15 protein-coding genes and 2 pseudogenes are annotated in these 18,188 nt (G+C 56.1%); 7 read left to right on the top strand and 10 right to left on the bottom strand.

Annotated features, from left to right (window positions below; all coding sequences use genetic code 11):
* Positions 1 to 160 precede the first annotated feature (160 nt).
* A complete protein-coding gene (locus tag AAH446_RS15055) occupies positions 161 to 1,069 on the bottom strand; it encodes a LysR substrate-binding domain-containing protein (protein WP_342907496.1) in 909 nt (302 codons plus the stop codon).
* 103 nt (positions 1,070 to 1,172) lie between these two features.
* Between AAH446_RS15055 and AAH446_RS15050 the strand changes: the two genes are divergently transcribed.
* From AAH446_RS15050 to AAH446_RS15035, 4 genes and pseudogenes are all read left to right on the top strand, one after another.
* Positions 1,173 to 1,493: a nuclear transport factor 2 family protein gene (locus tag AAH446_RS15050; protein ID WP_342907495.1), complete on the top strand. Its 321-nt coding sequence runs from the start codon at positions 1,173 to 1,175 to the stop codon at positions 1,491 to 1,493.
* Positions 1,493 to 2,099, top strand: a pseudogene (locus AAH446_RS15045) (SDR family oxidoreductase). Before AAH446_RS15050 ends, AAH446_RS15045 begins: the two are co-directional and overlap by 1 nt.
* Positions 2,100 to 2,264: 165 nt before the next feature.
* Positions 2,265 to 2,495 carry a type II toxin-antitoxin system VapB family antitoxin gene (gene vapB / locus AAH446_RS15040; RefSeq protein ID WP_342907494.1) on the top strand — a complete coding sequence of 77 codons (231 nt, stop codon included), beginning with the start codon at positions 2,265 to 2,267 and terminating at the stop codon, positions 2,493 to 2,495.
* Positions 2,495 to 2,623 (top strand): annotated as a pseudogene (locus AAH446_RS15035) (VapC toxin family PIN domain ribonuclease); the annotation flags it as partial. The gene vapB and the pseudogene AAH446_RS15035, both read left to right, overlap by 1 nt.
* A 2-nt stretch (positions 2,624 to 2,625) precedes the next feature.
* On the opposite strand, the gene AAH446_RS15030 reads toward AAH446_RS15035, so the two are convergent.
* From AAH446_RS15030 to AAH446_RS15005, 6 genes are all read right to left on the bottom strand, one after another.
* Entirely contained in the window at positions 2,626 to 3,126 is a 501-nt protein-coding gene (locus AAH446_RS15030) for a GNAT family N-acetyltransferase (RefSeq protein ID WP_342907493.1), read from the bottom strand.
* Positions 3,127 to 3,402: 276 nt separating this feature from the next.
* Positions 3,403 to 3,714: a hypothetical protein gene (locus AAH446_RS15025; RefSeq protein ID WP_342907492.1), complete on the bottom strand. Its 312-nt coding sequence runs from the start codon at positions 3,712 to 3,714 to the stop codon at positions 3,403 to 3,405.
* A 145-nt stretch (positions 3,715 to 3,859) separates the two neighbouring features.
* Complete coding sequence (locus tag AAH446_RS15020; protein ID WP_342907491.1) at positions 3,860 to 4,069, bottom strand: YdgH/BhsA/McbA-like domain containing protein; 210 nt, start codon at positions 4,067 to 4,069, stop codon at positions 3,860 to 3,862.
* 283 nt (positions 4,070 to 4,352) lie between these two features.
* Entirely contained in the window at positions 4,353 to 5,642 is a 1,290-nt protein-coding gene (locus AAH446_RS15015) for a DUF2254 domain-containing protein (RefSeq protein WP_342907619.1), read from the bottom strand.
* A 110-nt stretch (positions 5,643 to 5,752) separates the two neighbouring features.
* Positions 5,753 to 7,189 carry a magnesium transporter gene (gene mgtE / locus AAH446_RS15010; RefSeq protein WP_342907490.1) on the bottom strand — a complete coding sequence of 479 codons (1,437 nt, stop codon included), beginning with the start codon at positions 7,187 to 7,189 and terminating at the stop codon, positions 5,753 to 5,755.
* A 122-nt stretch (positions 7,190 to 7,311) separates the two neighbouring features.
* Positions 7,312 to 7,488 carry a YfgG family protein gene (locus tag AAH446_RS15005; protein WP_342907489.1) on the bottom strand — a complete coding sequence of 59 codons (177 nt, stop codon included), beginning with the start codon at positions 7,486 to 7,488 and terminating at the stop codon, positions 7,312 to 7,314.
* A gap of 323 nt (positions 7,489 to 7,811) precedes the next feature.
* Here AAH446_RS15005 and AAH446_RS15000 point away from each other — a divergent pair, with 323 nt between their 5' ends.
* Positions 7,812 to 10,022, top strand: coding sequence for a sensor domain-containing phosphodiesterase (locus AAH446_RS15000; protein WP_342907488.1), 2,211 nt, complete (start codon positions 7,812 to 7,814; stop codon positions 10,020 to 10,022).
* Here AAH446_RS15000 and tehB read toward each other — a convergent pair.
* From tehB to ppk1, 3 genes are read right to left on the bottom strand one after another with little or no spacing between them, the layout of a single operon-like run.
* Positions 10,019 to 10,627, bottom strand: coding sequence for a tellurite resistance methyltransferase TehB (gene tehB, locus AAH446_RS14995; RefSeq protein ID WP_342907487.1), 609 nt, complete (start codon positions 10,625 to 10,627; stop codon positions 10,019 to 10,021). The genes AAH446_RS15000 and tehB overlap by 4 nt on opposite strands.
* A 2-nt stretch (positions 10,628 to 10,629) precedes the next feature.
* On the bottom strand, positions 10,630 to 12,162 hold the full coding sequence (gene ppx / locus AAH446_RS14990; RefSeq protein ID WP_342907486.1) for an exopolyphosphatase: 1,533 nt from the start codon (positions 12,160 to 12,162) through the stop codon (positions 10,630 to 10,632).
* Positions 12,163 to 12,168: 6 nt separating this feature from the next.
* The gene (gene ppk1 / locus AAH446_RS14985; RefSeq protein WP_342907485.1) at positions 12,169 to 14,229 is read right to left on the bottom strand and encodes a polyphosphate kinase 1; all 2,061 of its coding nucleotides are present in this window, start codon (positions 14,227 to 14,229) and stop codon (positions 12,169 to 12,171) included.
* Between the two features lie 168 nt (positions 14,230 to 14,397).
* Between ppk1 and AAH446_RS14980 the strand changes: the two genes are divergently transcribed.
* Together AAH446_RS14980 and pstA are read left to right on the top strand one after the other, a co-directional pair.
* A complete protein-coding gene (locus AAH446_RS14980) occupies positions 14,398 to 16,527 on the top strand; it encodes an ABC transporter permease subunit (RefSeq protein ID WP_342907484.1) in 2,130 nt (709 codons plus the stop codon).
* Positions 16,524 to 18,170: a phosphate ABC transporter permease PstA gene (pstA, locus tag AAH446_RS14975; RefSeq protein WP_342907483.1), complete on the top strand. Its 1,647-nt coding sequence runs from the start codon at positions 16,524 to 16,526 to the stop codon at positions 18,168 to 18,170. Before AAH446_RS14980 ends, pstA begins: the two co-directional genes overlap by 4 nt.
* The last annotated feature ends 18 nt before the right edge of the window (positions 18,171 to 18,188 follow it).

The raw sequence follows: 18,188 nt of genomic DNA, 5'->3' as shown, positions 1-18,188 counted from the left end.
TAAATCTCAATGGGTTTATTTCTTCCCTAATCATTTTTCATGGCACGCACCCAGCGTGCCATGAAAATTTCCAATAACCCTTTGGTTATGCAATTCCTGCCTGATATCAAATCAACACATATCCCTGATGCGTTGTAACTTTATTCGATCCTTGCTGAGTTCAGCCGCGGAAAGATTCAGCCGCTAACTCGCGCGCCAGGTCGAGAAAAGCCCTTAATCCGGCGGAGAGATTACGGCGACCAGCATAGTAGAGGCAGACTCCAGCAAAAGGCGTCGTCCACTCCTCCAGCACCCGAATCAGCGCACCTGCCTCAATGTCGGCGAGAACGTCCTGCTCCATGAAGAAGCCGATACCAATACCCTCTATTACCGCAGCCCGCGCCAGGCTTGCCTCATCAAGGAGTAACGGACCGCAAACGTCGATCGGAATGGCCTCTCCCTCCTTCTCAAAACGCCACCGGAAAAGTGATCCATCCGGCAACCGGATACGGATGCAACGGTGGTTCAGAAGCTCAAATGGGGTGCCGGGCTTCTCATTGTCCCGGAAATAGCCCGGCGACCCGACGATGGCGTATCGCTGCGTACGGCTGAGCGAGACGGCGATCATATCGTTAGGGACGAGGCTTGCAACGCGCACACCAAGATCAAACCCCTCCGCGACGATATCGACCAGGCGTCCGTTGGTAACGAGATCAACCTGCATATCAGGATAGCGGCGCAGAAATTCGAATATGAGCGGCGAGAGGATTTCTCGTGCTGCAAATGGCGGGACATTGATCCGTATTGTTCCCGAAGGCGTCTCGCGCTGTGAACGTACCGTATCCAGCGCACCGTGAATGTTTTGTAGCGCAGGCCCAACATGTTCCACGAAAAGTTTGCCAGCCTCGGTTAACGACACGCTGCGCGTCGTGCGATTGAAAAGGCGGACGCCAAGGCCCGCTTCAAGCTTCCCGATAGTATGGCTGAGCGCGGTGGTGGAGAGCCCGAGGTCAATTGCTGCGGCACGAAAAGTCCCTCGCCGGGCGATGGCGATGACAGCTTCCAGTTCGTTAAGGCTGGCGCGTTTCATTATCCTGATCCATGCATTAAGGCATCCCCGATTATCCCTCTTGTTTGGACAATTGTGGAGTTCTATCTTTAATCTGAACGCAACGATAACGAGGAGCAGCAAGATGAAGATGCCCGAAATTGTGAGAGCTTACTTCGACGCCGACAGCAGAGATGACCCCGATACGTTGACTGCGCTGTTTGCCGCTGACGCCGTGGTCCGGGATGAAGGCGGCCGGTATGATGGCGTTGTCAGGATCCGCAGTTGGTGGGCGGCAGCCAGGGAAAAATATTGTCCTGTCGCGGAACCCATTGAGGTGACGGAAGCGGGTGAGCGCGTATCTGTCCGGGCGAAAGTCAGCGGTAACTTCCCAAACAGTCCCGCCTTGATTAATTTCATTTTCACCGTCAAAAACGACAAGATCGTTCTACTGGAGATCAAGTGATCAGCGAATTTCTGACGTTAAAAGGCAAGCGCGCCCTCATCACTTCAGGAACGAAAGGGGCTGGCGCCGCGACCGTTGAACTGTGCCGTGAGCCTGGCGCACAGATCCTCACCACGGCGCGCTCCCGTCCAGAAAATTTGCCCGAAGAACTCTTTGTGGCGGCCGATCTTACGACAGTAGAGGGCTGTGAAACTGTTATTCAGACTACACGTGAGCGACTGGGCGGCATGGACATCATTATCCATATGCCTTGCGGCTCTGGTGCGCCGGTAGAGGGATTTGAGGCGCTCACCGGCGCTTTTCACCGACAGCAAGTCGCTGTCGAAAGAGATTACTCCCCAGAGTGTGCGGGTGATGCGCGTGTCGCCGGGATGGATCGAGACTGAAGCAGCGATGCATTATGCCGGATGCCTGGCCGCCCAGGCAGGGACCGACTACGAGGGAGGTAAGAAGCTGATTATGGCGGAGCTGGGCGGTATTCCAACAGGACGTCCGGTACAGCCAGCGGAAGTCGCCAGCCTCATTGCCTTCATCGCATCGGACCGGGCTGCCGCGCTAACGGGAACAGAATATGTTATCGACGGCGGTACGGTGCCGTCGGTGTGATGGGCCTGGCTAACTACGGCGGTCGGCGGGACCCCTGTCAACGCACACTGGTGTCGTTGCATTATTAAGTCAATTTCCGGGTGTCATTATCTTCTATATCCCACAGACATATCCCATGCTGAATCAGGTCGGTAACCCAACTAAACTTTGTTAAAGAAGACGATAGTGGAAAAAACGACGGTCTTTAAAAGTAACCGGAGTCAGGCAGTACGCCTGCCAAAAGCGGTGGCTTTACCGGAAGATGTCAAATATGTCGATATTGTCGCGGTGGGACGGACGCGTATTATTACCCCGGCGGGTGAAAGCTGGGATAGCTGGTTTGATGGTGAGGGTGTGACGACTGATTTTATGGCGTCGCGTGAACAACCCGGTGAACTGGACAGGGAAGCGTTCTGATGATCAAGTACATGCTGGATACCAATATTTGTCTCTATACAATCAAAAATAAGCCCCAGATAGTGCGCGAAGCGTTTAATCAACATTCCGGGCAAATGTGCATCAGTCCTGTCACGCTGATGGCGCTCACTTAAATATGCGGCGAATCTTTAGCCATCAGCAGAACGTCCTCATACCGGCCATTTCTGAAGGCGGCACCTCTCTTTAAGCCCTCCTCGCGGAAACCGAACTTCTTATAAAGACCAATGGCGACTTCATTATCATGGAAGACTTCCAGTTCGATTTTTCTTACGGCCAGCCAGTCGAAGGCGTAAGTGAGTCCAAATTTCATCAGCGCTGAACCAACACCTTTCCCGGCAAAAGTGGAATCAACGCCGATGCCGAAGCTGACCACATGACTTATCCGGGCATTCTGCTGGGTATAAATTGTCAGTTCGCCGGCAACGATACCGTCAACCAGCGCCACAAAACGCAGCTTGCCCTGTTGGCCGCAGGCAGAAAGTTTCTCTTTCCAGTATTCAAGTGAAGGGTAGGGGAGCTGTAAGGTGTTTGCCTGCACCTGGCTTTGACTGTAAATACGCTGGTAATGTTCGGCATCAGAAGGCTCTGCGCCGCGAATTTTCACCTGCATCAAATCACTCCTTTTCAGTGGCATAAGCCGTTTTCTCTTTATCCTGATAATGCATCTCATCGCACCCGGTGACAAGGTTATCTGGCAAGCCCGGATGTGCTGGTAAATAAGAGCGGGACAGCTGTCTGTTCCGTCAGGCCGTTTCCTGGGCTGCTGATAGAAATAGTGGTTGGCAAACGGCTGTGGTTAACGGCGTGAAGAAGCTAATAATCCATATAGTTACAACATACTAAAGTATGCAAAAAAGGCCGCCCTCAGTTTGCGACCTGTGAAGGTTTACAGCGCTGACACGGACTCAACAACGTGCTGAAAAACATAAGGATCGGAAAGCAGTTCAAACTGACCGTCATCAGGCCAGGTGACGGCAACCTGGTACTGCTCCCCGGCAAACGCTTTAACTGCGGTCAGGTCTTCCCAGTAGGTTGCCAGAAAGAAATGTTCCCATTCATCCTGCGTCTCCCTGCGAACAAAAGCGCCCTGATTGCCTGGCGTACTCAGGGCGTGTTCGACACCCGTCTTTTGCAGGTGGCTGGCAAAGCCTTCCGCATGTTTTAGTGGAACGCAGCCGTGCCATGTTCTGACGATCATTAATCCATCCTCCTGTTATAAAAGAGAATTAACTCTAACACGATCAGTAGAAGCCTGGGGTTATCGGTGCGGTGTTTCTTGCGTACCGTAAGCAATAAAAAAGGCTGCCACAGGGCAGCCTCAGAGCTTAGCGTAAACGCCTGGCTTATTTAGTCAGTTCAGCAGAAACGTAGGCACGGTTATCAACGCGGGCACCGGTGATTTTGTACGATGCGCCTGCCTGCGTAGCCTGCTCGGCGATCTGCGCTTCGGCAGCTTCCAGAGTGGAAGCGGAAGCGGTAACGCTCTGGGCGAAGCTGCCGAAAGAGATCAGTGAAAGGGTAGCAACTGCAACGAAAGTTTTGATGGTTTTCATGGTCATTTCCTGAGTAAGTTTGCGTAGTTGTAAGGCGTTCTGCCTTGATGTGTTAGATAATAGGCCTGAACATGATTGATTAAAAGGTGATCTATTTGCTTAACTAACTCAGAAAATTTGAACAATATTTCGCGGTGTGTGGCTTTATGAATGGTGGGGTGGCGGGGAAACTGAATATGCCGTCAGCCAGTGCAGCAACGCTCTGGCTGAACGGTGTAGAAGCGCCAAAAGCGCAGGCTGGCGCGTTATCTATTAGCGGTATGCGGCTGGGGAAGAACCCGGCTTAACCGGTTTGCTGGATGGCGGCATCCACTTTCACTACGGGAAAGAGGTTGCCGTAGATTTCACTGATAAGTTTCTTATCCGAATCAATATAGTTCTCCCGCTCAATGTATTGCAGCGCTTCTTCCGCGTGTGCCGTGGCCGTCTTGAGGTAGAGATCTGGCCAGCCCCGGGCGAGCATCGCCAGCGATTTAACTACCCTGATCTGTACTTCCCGCATAGCGGCACCGTCTCGCGCTACGGGCGAGAAGAAATCATCAAACAGGCTGCTGGTACAGAGAGGCGCAATATGAATCATTGGGTAGCGCACGTCGGTTTTCTGCTCCAGATGACGCCCATACTCTGACAATATCCTCACGGCACGGCCAATCACATCAATGGCGGTGCCGGGATCGTTCACTGCCGGAGAAAGTGCTCGGCAGGCGATTTCAGCCATTACGCATAAGCAGAATCTGGGGTCCTGACTGAATGAACGGGCATCGGCGATGCTGTATGCGGAGAGTAACTGCTGGCAGAGTTCAGGCGTTGCGTTCCCGGTCACATACATCGCCGGCAGGGACGAATGCATAAAGCTGCCGGGCTGGGCGACAAGGTAAATGTGCTCAGGGCTGTCCGCGAGCGAAGCCGCCAGGCTGCCGATATCAATGTGTTCGACGTAGCCGGTTTTCTCAGGATAGATAGCTTTGGTGCCGGCAGGCTGGGTGCCATGCTCAAGCCAGGGGTAGCCTCCGAGAAAGGGGTCCTGCGCACGGGTGATAAACGTTTTTATCGCCGCATTTTCCACGGTAGCGGTCGTCTCGCCCACCCTGCCAAGCGACGTGAGATGCTGTATCCAGCGTAACAGCGTAATCACGATCAGCGCGATCACCACCAGGGTCACGGCAAATAAGATCACCCGCCCCTGGCTGCCATAAGCCCCCATGTTAAGCGCGATAATGCCGACAAGGCTGAAGAGGAAAGAGCCGATAAAGGTGGCGAGCACGTTCTGAGTCGTTACATCCTCCACAACCAGACGGGTGGCGCGCGGCGTGACGTTGGTGGTGGCAGAACCGTAAGCCGAAACCATGATGCTCAGGGAAAAGGTCGTGACGGCCAGCATACTGGATGCGAGTATATTAAGAATGTGGTCAACGGTTTCAGCGCCGATCTTTATGGAGACGGAGAGAGGGATCATCGATTTAAAGACAATCGACACCAGCGCTGTAATCACCGCGGCGATGGCGAAAAGCGCAGCCCGGAACCAGAGTTTCCTGAAAGTTTGACCCAGCAGCCATTGCCAGCGAGAGATCATCATTATTCCCTTTTTTATTTTCTACAGAAAGCGCGAGGACGCTGCCCGGCAGGCGGCGTCCTGTTGTCAGAAGCTGGCGCTATACAATCCCCGCGCTGCGCCGGACGTTATCAGTGCAGCAGGAAAATCGTCGCCAGGCCTAAAAAGATGAAGAAGCCGCCGGTATCCGTCAGTGCGGTGATCAGCACGCTGGAGCCGACCGCGGGATCGCGCTTCATTTTGATCATGAAAAGCGGGATCAGGACGCCCATCAGCGCAGCCAGTAGAAGATTGAGCACCATCGCCAGCATCATTACGCCGCCCAGGTTGATATTGCCGTACATCGCCCAGGTAACGCCGCCCATTATCCCTCCCCAGAAGAGCCCGTTGATTAACGCCACGCCCAGTTCACGACCGATCAGAAATTTGAAATTACCCGGCTCCACCTGGTGCAGCGCCAGCGCCCTGACGATCATCGTGATGGTCTGATTGCCGGTATTGCCGCCAATCCCCGCCACAATAGGCATCAGCGTGGCCAGCGCGACCAACTGTGAAATGGTGTCTTCAAACAGGCCGATGACCCTGGAGGCGACAAAGGCGGTACAGAGGTTAAGGGCAAGCCAGGTCCAGCGGGTACGCACGGCTTTTCTGACCGGCGCGAAGACATCCTCATCGGGGTTAACGCCACCCATCTTACGGATATTGCTGTCGTTGACTTCGTTAACCAGATCCATCACATCTTCGATAGTGACGCGCCCCATCAGCTTCCCCTTTGCATCAATAACCGCAGCGGAGATCAGGTTATAACGCTCAAACGCCCCAGCCGCATCTTCGGCCTTATCATCAATCAGAAAGGTAGTAGGATGCGGGTTCATCACTTTCATGACGGGCGTATCAGGCTTATTGAGGAGGATGGCGGTCAGCGGCAGTTCGCCCAGCAGCCTGTTTTTTTTATCGGTGATAAAAAGCTTATCGGTGCCGTCGGGGATCGATTTTTTCCGTTGCAGAAACCGTTGTACGGCCGCGAGGGTCACGTCTGCCCGCACGGTGATCAGCTTGAAGTCCATGATGCGGCCAACGCGGTCGCGGTCAAAATGGACGGTTTCCAGCACGCGCGAACGCTGCGCCGGATCGAGCGAGGTCAGCAGGCGACCGGTTAAATCACGTGAAAGGTATTTGGCAAGATAGACCTGATCGTCAATATCCAGCGGGGCGATGGCCCGCAGCAGATCGCGATCGCTCATCTCCTCTATCAGGCTTTCCCAGACGCTCTCCGAGGCCTCAACCAGCACCATCCCGCGGCGTTCGGTGCTAATCAGTTGCCACAGCGCCAGACGTTCATCTTCGGGCAGCGCTTCAAGTAAGTCCGCAAGGTCGGCGGCGTGAAGCAGCGGAATATATTGTCTGATCTCTTCCGCCTGCTCTTCATGCGCGCTCGCCTCGGCTGCCGATTCTTTGAGCGGGCGTTTAAGCAAGATATCGACGAGGTCATTATCGTTCAGCAGAAGATTGAGGATACGGTTACGGATTTCAGACAGTTGCTGAGCATGAGATAAAGCGACAGACATAAAAATTCCCTTGGGCCTGACAAAAAACGGGCTGAGCAATAAGTATTGCTTAAAACGGGCATAAGTGGCGATTAAGTCACAATTTTTCAGGCAATGTTACGCGGGGAAACCGGCAGAGGGTACTACCTGGTGACGGCGGCCGGTACGGGGGCGTCCTGTTTTTTTTGCTGATGATGTTCAATCGCGCCGGGGACAACAAAGATTAAGCGGGCAGCCAGGATAATGAAGCTGACGAGCAGAACGATACGGGTCATCTGGCTGGTTTTTTTACGTTTAAAGAGTGGCATAGCGCTGTTCACGCGGTGTTCCTGAGGTAAGCCCGTAGGCAGTAGCGCAATTTACGCACAGCCGCGGGGTAAGGTCAACGGTATTGGCGGCTTAAGCGAAAATGAGGCGGTGAATCTGTAGTCTGACAGGTAAACCCTCACATTTCTCTAAGCGGTCTTCCTGTTAAGCGTAAAAGCGTCAGGATCTTTGTTCCAGATCAATTCTGGACGCGCAATTATGCATACTATGGCGCAAAAACGGTTAACCGACCTGCCCGAGGCCCGCTTCAGGAACGCAATTTACCATCGGATCACATGAAAATCACCGCCTGGCTTAAACGCTTTAGCAAGAGCACATGGGGGCTTCCTCTCTTCCTGCCTCTCGCCATGATGCCTTCTCCATCCTGCTTTCCGTCCGGCTCTGGATGCCTGAAGGTTACGTATACCTGATCTATCTGCCGCTGGCGATGATGGTCGCGATGCTGCTTATTTATGACTGGCGCGCCTTTCCGGGGATTCTGGTGGCGCTGCTCGGTTACTACTTCCATCGCTATCCGCCGGGGGCGGCGGCGGTGATTGTGGGTATCTATCTGCTTGTTTTGTTCATCTGCTGGGGCGGATACAAAATGCAGATGGGGCGCCGCTGGTGCGCGGATGACGGTGAACTGAAACTGATGCCGGCTCGCCTTTTCTGGCTGGCTTTTTTGATCCCGACCCTGCTGACGCTCTTTTTGCAGCTGATGGCTGCCGTAGGTCTGCTGCCGCTCAGCCACTCGATATTTTTCCGCAATGCTTTCTCACTCTCTATGCTGCTCAACTATCAGGCCGTGCTGCTCTCCTGCCTGACCATGATTCAGCTCTGCTATTTTGTGATCCGCTGCCTGCGTAACCCCACATTCTCCCGGCTACTTTATGCCCGGATGAGAAGGCAGCTTGCGCCTGACGTCAGGCTACATGAATTTATCGTGTGGGGCTGTCTGGTCATTTTTTTACTGGGCCTGCTGCTTCAGTTTGATGACCGGGAGGAAAACCTGCTGGCGACGGATTATGGTTTGCCGCTGCTGCTGCCGCTTATGCTCTGGTCCGCCCTGCGTTTCGGCTATCTTTTTACCTCAGTCAGCTGGGCGCTGCTGCTTCTGCTGCTTTATCAGCTACGCGATCGCTTTCTCAGTCCGGTAACCGATCCCTATCATCTGGCCGTTATGTCAGCAAACCTGCTGGTATTCACCCTGACAATTTTACTGATGGCGGCTGTCAGCACGCGCCAGCGTTATGCCCTCAGCAAAGCGAAAAGGGTAGCGCTAATCGATCCGGTGATGGGCTTGCCCAACCTTCGCGCCCTGAATCAGGATCTGGCGTGCGCTGCCCAGTCCACGCTCTGCTTTCTGAGCATTCCCGATCTTGACCGCCTCAGCAGAACCTATGGTCTGCAAATGCGCATTCAGTATGAGCGCAGCCTGGCGGGGCATCTGATGCCCGATCTTTTACCGGGAGAGAAGGTCTATCAGCTGCCGGGCATTGATGTAGTGATAAGGCTGGATTACGAAGGGCACCTGGCGAGGATCGAAAAAATAGCGGCCCGGCTCAAAGATTACCATCTGACCTGGGACGGGCTGCCGATCCATCCGGCGGTCGGAATGAGTTACTGTAGCGTACGGCCTCCGCTTAATCATCTGCATGAGCTGCTCGGCGAGCTGAGCGCCATGGCTGAGTACGCGCTCAGAAGCGGGCAGGTGGAGAGTCTGCAGCAGAAGAGCCCAAGGCTGGTGCAGCGACGCATCAGTGAGAAGATTGCGCTGCTGAATGAGATCCAGAGCGCATTGCGCCACGATGGCTTCCAGCTGATGACGCAGGAAATCCGCGGCATTCGCGGAGACGTTTATTATGAAATTCTGCTGCGTATGGTAGACAGCGATGGCGTCCTGATTAAACCCGAGGGTTTTATTCCCATCGTCAACGAATTCGGGCTGACCTGGGAGCTTGACCGCTGGGTGATCCAGCATAGCCTGGCCTTTATCGATCGCCATCGTGAAACGCTGCCGGGTATCAGGATCGCCATTAATCTGTTTGCCGCCAGCCTCTGTCGCCCGCAGCTGGTCAGGGAGATAGAAGAGTATCTGCAGGCGTACAATATTGAACCCTGGCAGCTTATCATTGAGGTTGAAGAATCTCCCCTGCTGACAGACTCCCGCTGGGGAAGTAGCGCGATCGTCCAGCTGCGCAAGCTTGGCTGTCGGGTCGCGATTGATGATTTCGGCAGCGGCCACGCCAGCTATACCCGGCTGAAAGCGCTCCAGGTCGATATGCTGAAAATAGACGGGGAGTTTGTCCGCAATATGCTCAGTAACAGCCTGGATTACCAGATTATCGAATCGATCTGTGTGATCGCCCGGCTTAAGCGGATGCAGGTCATCGCCAAAAGCGTGGAGACAAGCGAAGCGGAGACGCTTTTACGGCAACTCGGCGTGGATTACCTGCAGGGATTCCACATCAGTAAACCCTGCACGCCTGGCGAGCTGGTGACGCTGAAGGAAAAGGAGGCCGGGGCCTCCTCCACGGTCAGCTAGGCTTTGATCTGCTCTTTCTGCGCCAGCAGCGTGGCAAAGCGCAGAGGGATGCGGTTGCCATGCTCGTCGGTGCGATGCAGCTGTCCGACGTGCTCGTTGTATTTAATGATATGCCATTTACGATAGTAATCACTCAGTTCACCGGACTTAAAGGCAAAGGGAAAGCCCTGATCGCAGGGGTAATCCTCAGTGTCCATCGCCGCGACAATCAGGTTATACCCGCCTCTTACCGTACTTGCCTGCATATCGGCTATCAGCTGCGGGATGGTTTCCGGATGCAGAAACATCATCACTACCGTGGAGAGCACAAAATCCCAGGCGCCGTTAAAGCGCAGCGTATTGAGATCCTTCTGCGCCGTCTGGATCCGGGGCAGATTTTCATCCGCCACAATCTGATCCAGCCGCGCCAGGCTGGCGGGATTCAGATCCCACGCCGTCACGTCAAAGCCTTTCAGGTTGAGGTAGAGCGAGTTCCGTCCGTTACCGCAGCCTAAATCGAGCGCCCGCCCAGGTGGGATCAGCGAAACCGCCTCAACCACTTCGGAGTGCGTGGCGGTAAGCTGATACTTTTCGGTGTAGTAGTTATCGGGTAATAAAGCGGTCATAGTTATCCGTTAGGTTCTTCCTGAATCATCAGCTGCCAGCCGGTTACCTCTTTCCAGTAGCCCTGTTCGCGCTCAAGATCGAGCTGAACCAGCGTGTTCTGGCTGAAATAATCCTGCGGAAAAGTGAGCGTCCAGTGGCCGTCATCGGTTTCCAGCTTCAGCGTCTCGGGACGGGAAGTCGCCTGGCGCTGATTATTCAGCAGCGCGCCCAGCCGGAGAAGAAAGATAAGCGGCAGAAACTGTTTTTTCTTGAACAGCGTCAGGCGCGGCATATCATCGGTCTTCACGCCCTTGCGGTGATAACGTACCAGCGTCGCGAGCAGCGTTTGTTGATCCTGATTAAAACCCGGCATATTGGTGTTTTGCAGGATATAGGATGAGTGCCGCTGAAGGCCGCTGTGGTTAATGGTTAAGCCCACCTCATGCAGCATAGCGGCCCATTTCAGCAGGGCAGCGAGCTGAGGATTCGCCTGCTTTGGGTTCTGGTCCCGCCACTGAAGATAGAGCTGCTCGGTGGTGTCGAGAACGCGCTTTGCCTGATCGCTGTCGATGGCGTAGTGATTCGCCAGGCTCTGTGCGGTGCGGCTGCGGATATCCTGATGACGGAAGCGGCCCTCCATCTCATAGAGCACGCCTTCCCGCAGTGCGCCATCGGAAAGACGCAGTTCGCGAATGGCGAGCGCGTCAAAGACGCCGCAGAGGATCGCCAGGCCCGGCACAAAGACTGCTTTCCGCTCCTCAGAAAGCCCCGGCAGGCTGAGCGAGTCAAAGGATTTAAAGCGGATCGTCTCGTCGTAAAGCTTTTCCAGCCGCTCCGGGGTGATCAGCTTCTCTTTTTCGCCCATCGCCAGCAGCACTTCGCAGGCGGCCTTGATGGTGCCTGAGGCGCCAAGCGCGTACTGCCAGCCCTGGAGGCGGTACTGCCAGGCGAGCGTTTCCAGCTTCTGGGTCGCCGCAAGGCGCGCCCGCCGGAAATTCTCTTTACTGATGACGCCCGCCGGGAAATAGATATTGCCAAAGCTGACGCAGCCCATACGCCGGCTTTCGACCAGCTTAGGATCGAAGTCTTCACCGATCACCAGCTCGGTCGAGCCGCCGCCGATGTCGATAACCAGCTTGCGCCCTTTTTCCGGCTGGGTATGCGCCACGCCCATAAAGATCAGGCGCGCTTCCTCATGACCGGAAATGACCTCAATCGGGTAAGGGATCACATCGGCCGCCCGGCGCAGAAAATCCTCGGCGTTCACCGCCTGGCGCAGGGTGTGGGTGCCCACAATGGTGACGTTCGCCGGGCTGAACCCCTGCAAACGCTCGGCAAAAAGCGCCAGACAGCTCAGTCCGCGCTGGATCGCGTCCTCGCCCAGCACGTTATTATGATCCAGGCCGTCGGCCAGATGGACCCGCTGCTTTAACCTGCCTAGTACCTGCATGGCACCGTCCACCACGCGGGCAATCACCATATGAAAACTGTTCGAGCCTAAATCGATTGCCGCGAACTCCTGCGGTTTGGGCGTATTTTTCTGGGTTATTGGCATAGTGAGTTAATCAGGTTGTTCCAGCGTTTTAATGTAATCGTAAATAGCCAGCTGCGCGCGCACCTTGCGGCGATTGCCGCGCGGAACATACCGGTTACTCAGCTCTTTGTCTACGAAGCGGGCCTTAAGCGTATCACTTAAGAGGATGGCAATAATATCCAGCACGCGCTGTTTCAGAATTGGGTCAAGGATGGAGACCGCCACTTCGATACGATAATCAATATTGCGCGTCATCCAGTCGGCGGAGGAGAGGAACACTTTTTTATCGCCGCCGTTCTCAAAAATATAGACGCGATCGTGCTCAAGATAGCGATCCACAATGCTGATGACGCGAATATTGTCGCTGATGCCTTCCAGATTGGGGATAAGCGAGCACATGCCGCGCACCAGCAGATTCACCTTCACGCCCACGCTTGAGGCGGTATAGAGACGATCGACCAGCCCCTTATCCACCAGATTATTGATCTTAAGCGTGATCGCCGCCGGGATCCCGTTCTGCGCGTTAGCGATCTCATTATCAATAAACTGATAAAGCATCTGGCGTGAGTTCTGCGGCGACACCATCAGGTGTTCGAAGCTGACCGGACGATAGGGGTTTTCAATGAAGTTAAACACGCGGCGGACTTCATTGGTGATGCGCGCATCGGCGGTCAGCAGGGAATAGTCGGTATAGATGCGGGCGGTTTTTTCGTTAAAGTTCCCGGTGCCGATATGGGCGTAGCGCGCCACTTCCCCGTTCTCACGGCGCGATATCAGAAACAGCTTGGCGTGGATCTTCAGGCCCGGCGCCGAGAAAATGACGTGGACGCCCGCTTCGGTCAGCCGCTTCGCCCAGTGAATGTTCGCCTCTTCATCAAAACGCGCCTGCAGCTCCACCACCACGGTCACTTTTTTACCGTTATAGGCCGCATGGATCATCGCATCGATAATGCGGGAGTTCTTGGCTACGCGGTAAATATTGATCTTGATGGCCAGCACGGCGGGGTCGAAGGAAGCCTGACGCAGCAGTTCCAGAACGTGCTCAAACGTGTGGTAAGGATAGTAGAGCAGCACGTCGCGGTTACGGATGGCATCAAAGCCGTTGCGAAAGCGATCGAACCAGATATGGCGCAGCTGGGGCAGCGGTTTGTTCACCAGGTTCGCCTTGCCCACGTTCGGAAAGCTGATGAAGTCCTTAAAATTATGGTAGCGGCCGCCGGGCACGATAGAGTCGTAGTTGGAGATATTCAGTTTCTTACGCAGCATCTCCACCATCGCATCCGGCATGTCGCGCTGGTAGACGAAGCGTACCGGCTCTGCCGTCAGGCGCTGCTTCAGGCTGGACGACATCAGTTCAAGCAGGCTCGACTCCATCTCCGTAACCAGATCGTACTCCGCATCGCGCGTCATCTTCATCGAATAGGCGTTCAGGGCGTCATAGTCAAAGAAGCCGCGGAAGATATCGCCCAGGCAGTAACGCAGGATGTTATCAAGTAAGATCATCGGCTTACGGCGGCGCGGTGTTTCCGGTGGCAGATTAACGAAGCGCGGCACTTTATCCGACGGGATTTCGAGCAGCGCATAGTTTATCTCTTCGCCGCGAATGATCTCGACCGCCAGATAGGTGTAATCATCCTTCAGAAATTCGATCAGGTCGGTGTCGTGGTTAATCAGAATGGGCGTAATATGCTGGCGAAGTTCATGCTTGAAATAGTGCCGTAGCCAGCTTTGCTGGTTTGGCGAAAGCTGGCGCTCGTTGATCAAAAAGATCTGATTGCGTGCCATCTCCAGCAGAAGATCGTTATAAAGTCCGTCAAACTCCTGGTCAGCCTTCAACACCCGCGCCTGAATTTTTTTTAGCAGATGGCGTGGGGGAGAGGAGGTGCCCTGTTCTTCTCCGATAATGATGCGGCGTTTTAAATCGGCGAAGCGGACTTTATAAAATTCTTCGAGGTTATTGGAGTAAATTCCCAGGAAACGCATGCGCTCAATCAGCGGATTCGTTTTGTCTGCCGCCTCCTGTAATACGCGTTCGTTAAAGGACAACCAGCTTAACTCTTTTTCTATATATAGCTTTTCCTGACCCATTTTTACTCCGTATGCTGATTCAGGACCTGATTCGCCTGTGACCGGTCATTGTCTCACCTCATTATGGCGAGAGTATGGCAACAAAGTCCAACGGACATTGTTGATTGTCTTATTAATCACATACGGGCAACATAGCGGCTTCTGGCATAACGGATAGCGACCTGAAGTATGAGCCCAACCCCCATTCCCGCGCAGTTTAACGACGGCCGCCGCCGGTTTATCGATCGGCTGACGCGGCGTGTGGTAATGGCGTGCGGGCTGGCGATCCTGCTGGTTATGCTGCTGCTGTTTGTCTGGCTGATCTGGGTTGTCGTGCCGCTGTTTGCCTCGCCCGCCATCAGCAGCAGCCAGACGATCGCCCTCAGCCAGACGCGACCTGCCATCGCGATGGGTATGGATGCCGGACAGCAGTGGGGATGGCGCATTGATAACCACGGAGAGGGCAGCTTTATTCCTCTCGCGGGCCAGCCTTCTTCAGCGCCGCTAACTTTGGTCGGAAGCATCACGGATGCTGCGATAACGCCCGATAACCGTAGCATACTGCTGAACAGCGCAGCGGGCATGTTGCTGGTGGAACCCGATTTTCACGGTACTGAACCACGCTGGAAGTTCCCGCTGGGTGACAGACCGCTGGCGGCCCCGGCCCTGCGTTCGGCGCCGTTAAGCCTTGCCCGTCCCGATGCGCAAAAATGGCTGGTGGCACAGGCTAACCCTGAGCGTATCACGGTTCAGCAATTCCAGCTTTCCCGCTCACCTTTAAGTTTCAGCGTGAACGCCAGCGGCGTGACGCAGCTGCTGCTGACACCTGACGGCAGGCTGCTTTTTGCCCTGTCGGCAAACACGTTACGCGTATGGCGAATAACCCCTGAGGGGCTGTCGCTGCGTGACACGCATACGCTGACCCAGTCACCGAAAACGATGGGCCTGCTCAGCGGCGGCAGCTCGCTGCTGATCGCGGATGAAAAGGGCATCGCCCAGTGGTTCGATATCGCCACGGAAACCGGCCCGCACCTGCGGCAGATTCGCTATTTTACCGGCTCCTCCGGCGGACCTCAGCTGTTCAGCGAGGCGCACCGCCGCGTCTTTGCCACGCTAAGCGAGGCGGGCGCGCTGTCGCTCTTTGCCAGTAAACAGCAGGGCGCGATTTTCTCACATCAGCTGGCGCCTGGCGTACTGAATGCCGTTTTTGCGCCACGCGGCGACGGGCTGCTGGTTGAACGGCAGGGCCACTGGGAGCATTTAGGGCTTGCTAATCCCTGGCCAGATATCAGCTGGCAAAGCCTCTGGCAAAAGGTATGGTACGAGCACTATCCTGCGCCGGATTATGTCTGGCAGTCCACCTCGGCGAACGACGATTATCAGGGGAAATTCAGCCTGGTGCCGGTGGTGGTGGGCACGCTGAAAGCGGCCGCGCTGGCGATGCTGTTCGCCACGCCGCTGGCGCTGGCCGCGGCGATGTATACCGCCTGGTTTATGGCACCAGGGCTGCGCCGCTGGGTTAAACCGGCCATTGAGATGATGGGCGCGTTGCCCAGCGTGGTGATCGGTCTGATCGCCGGATTGTGGCTGGCGCCACAGCTGGCGGACCGGCTGCTGGGCGTGCTGCTGCTTCCGCTGGCGCTGGCTGGCGTACTGCTTTTCTGCGGCTGGGCCTCACAGCGGCTGCCGCCGATCTGGCGCAGACGTCTTTGCGCGGAGGGACGTGAAATCTGGCTGCTGCTGCCGCTGCTATTGCTGGTGGCGCTCTTTTGCCTGTGGCTGCTGCCGTCGATTGAGCACCTTCTTTTCAGCGAGCGGCTGGCCGACCGGCTGGGCGATTACCAGCAGCGCAATCTGCTGATCGCTGGCGTGGCGATGGGCTTTGCGCTGGTGCCGCTGATCTTTACCCTGGCGGAAGATGCGATCTTCAGCGTTCCCGCTTCGCTGGGACAGGGATCGCTGGCGCTGGGCGCCACGCCCTGGCAGACGCTGACGCGGGTCGTACTGCCCGGCGCCTCTGCCGGGATCTTTGCCGCGCTGATGATCGGTTTTGGCCGGGCGCTGGGAGAAACGATGATTGTGCTGATGGCAACCGGTAACACCCCCGTCACTGAAGGCGGCCTGTTTGAGGGCGTGCGCAGCCTGGCGGCTAACGTGGCGATTGAGATGCCGGAAGCGGCCGCCGGTAGCGGGCACTACCGCGTTCTGTTTTTAAGCGCGCTGGTACTGCTGATCTTCACGCTTATCGTCAACACGCTGGCCGAACTAATCCGCCAGCGGCTGCGCCGACGTTATGGTCAGCAGGAGGGACAGGGATGAGCGCAGCCAGCAAAAACGATCGCTGGCGCTGGCTGACGGGCGGAGCCGTTGCGGTCAGCCTGCTCGCCTTTACGCTGCTGATAGCCCTGCTGGGCTGGCAGGGGCTGCGCTATTTCTGGCCGCATCCCGTCACGCTTTTTACCCTTCAGCAACCGGTCGGTTCGACACAGCTACTGGGGGAAATCGTCCAGTCGCAGGTCGTCTCGCGGGAGCGGCTGGCAGCCAGCGGCATGCCTGACGCGGAGGCGCTGCCGGATGAGGTTAAGCGCTATCTGATCAAAACCGGCAACCGGGATTTTGCCAAATCCGATTTTCACAGCGTGCTCAGCAGCCGCATTATTCAGCGGGAGCGGCCTGCGGGCGCGATCGTCCTGCAAAGACGCGTGGGCGGCATGGCCTACGGCTGGTTTGATGGCCTGCTGGAGAAGGGGCAGCCGCTGGTGGCGAAAGATCTGGCGCTGACGCTCCAGGATCGCATTAAACAGACCCGTGAGCGGCAGGCGGAGGCCGACAGGCTGCGCCAGGTCAGCATGGCTCGCCTTAACAGCGAGATGCGCAAGCTGGCGTTACAGCGCCAGCAGTTACAGAGCGCGGGGGAATACAGCGCTCAGGCAGAATCGATTTACCAGGCGGACAACGCGGAACTACAGCGCCAGTTTACCCAGCGCGCCCAGCAATTGCAGGAGCTGGGCGGTGAAATCGAGCGTACGGTACTGGTTCTGCGCGACGTCAATGGACAGCAACATCAGATCCCGCTTAACCAGATCCTGGCCGCCTGGTCACCCAACACTATGAGCTACGGCGAAAAGTGGCAGCACTTTGCCCGACAGCTCTGGCATTTTGTCAGCAACTCACCCGGCGACAGCCTTGGGAACAGCGGCGTATTTCCGGCCATTTTCGGCACGGTGCTGATGGTGCTGCTGATGTCGATCGTCGTGATGCCGCTGGGCGTTATTGCCGCCATCTGGCTGCATGAATATGCCGGGAACGGCCTGATAACCCGGCTAGTGCGCATTGCCGTGGTGAATCTGGCGGGCGTGCCTTCCATCGTTTACGGCGTCTTTGGCCTGGGCTTTTTTGTCTGGCTGATAGGCGGAAGCCTGGACAAGCTCTTCTTTTCCTCCTCCTTACCTGCGCCAACCTTTGGCACGCCGGGGCTGCTCTGGGCGTCGCTGACGCTGGCGCTGCTGACGCTGCCGGTAGTGATTGTCGCCACCGAAGAGGGGCTGTCGCGCATTCCCCCGTCGCTGCGGCAGGGTTCACTGGCGCTCGGCGCGACGTGGGCGGAAACGCTGTGGCACGTCACGCTGCCGCTGGCGGTACCGGCGATGCTCACCGGCCTGATCCTGGCCGTTGCACGGGCGGCGGGCGAAACGGCGCCGCTGATGCTGGTGGGCGTGGTGAAAATGGTGCCGGAGCTGCCGGTAGATGCCGTCTTCCCCTATCTGCATCTTGACCGTAAATTTATGCACCTTGGGTTCCAGATTTACGATCTGGCCTTTCAGAGCCCGGACGCCCAGGCGGATCGGCCACTGGTCTTCGCCACCGCGCTGCTGCTGGTCCTGATTATTTTGTCGCTCAATCTGCTGGCGATGGGGCTTCGCCACCGCCTGCGCGAGCGTTATCGCGCCCTGATGAACTGAACCTGACTGTGAGAGAAC

This window comes from Erwinia psychrophila, assembly GCF_039023475.1.
Classification (GTDB): domain Bacteria; phylum Pseudomonadota; class Gammaproteobacteria; order Enterobacterales; family Enterobacteriaceae; genus Erwinia.
Note: the sequence above shows the minus strand (reverse complement) of the source record. Positions and strands in the feature narration are given on the sequence as shown.

Excerpts from the sequence above, each read along its gene's own strand:
- AAH446_RS15055 (WP_342907496.1), bottom strand. The coding sequence starts at position 1,069 with ATGAAACGCGCCAGCCTTAACGAACTGGAAGCTGTCATCGCCATCGCC.
- AAH446_RS15050 (WP_342907495.1), top strand. The coding sequence starts at position 1,173 with ATGAAGATGCCCGAAATTGTGAGAGCTTACTTCGACGCCGACAGCAGA.
- AAH446_RS15030 (WP_342907493.1), bottom strand. The coding sequence starts at position 3,126 with ATGCAGGTGAAAATTCGCGGCGCAGAGCCTTCTGATGCCGAACATTAC.
- AAH446_RS15025 (WP_342907492.1), bottom strand. The coding sequence starts at position 3,714 with ATGATCGTCAGAACATGGCACGGCTGCGTTCCACTAAAACATGCGGAA.
- AAH446_RS15020 (WP_342907491.1), bottom strand. The coding sequence starts at position 4,069 with ATGAAAACCATCAAAACTTTCGTTGCAGTTGCTACCCTTTCACTGATC.
- AAH446_RS15015 (WP_342907619.1), bottom strand. The coding sequence starts at position 5,642 with ATGATCTCTCGCTGGCAATGGCTGCTGGGTCAAACTTTCAGGAAACTC.
- mgtE (WP_342907490.1), bottom strand. The coding sequence starts at position 7,189 with ATGTCTGTCGCTTTATCTCATGCTCAGCAACTGTCTGAAATCCGTAAC.
- AAH446_RS15000 (WP_342907488.1), top strand. The coding sequence starts at position 7,812 with ATGGGGGCTTCCTCTCTTCCTGCCTCTCGCCATGATGCCTTCTCCATC.
- tehB (WP_342907487.1), bottom strand. The coding sequence starts at position 10,627 with ATGACCGCTTTATTACCCGATAACTACTACACCGAAAAGTATCAGCTT.
- ppx (WP_342907486.1), bottom strand. The coding sequence starts at position 12,162 with ATGCCAATAACCCAGAAAAATACGCCCAAACCGCAGGAGTTCGCGGCA.
- ppk1 (WP_342907485.1), bottom strand. The coding sequence starts at position 14,229 with ATGGGTCAGGAAAAGCTATATATAGAAAAAGAGTTAAGCTGGTTGTCC.
- AAH446_RS14980 (WP_342907484.1), top strand. The coding sequence starts at position 14,398 with ATGAGCCCAACCCCCATTCCCGCGCAGTTTAACGACGGCCGCCGCCGG.
- pstA (WP_342907483.1), top strand. The coding sequence starts at position 16,524 with ATGAGCGCAGCCAGCAAAAACGATCGCTGGCGCTGGCTGACGGGCGGA.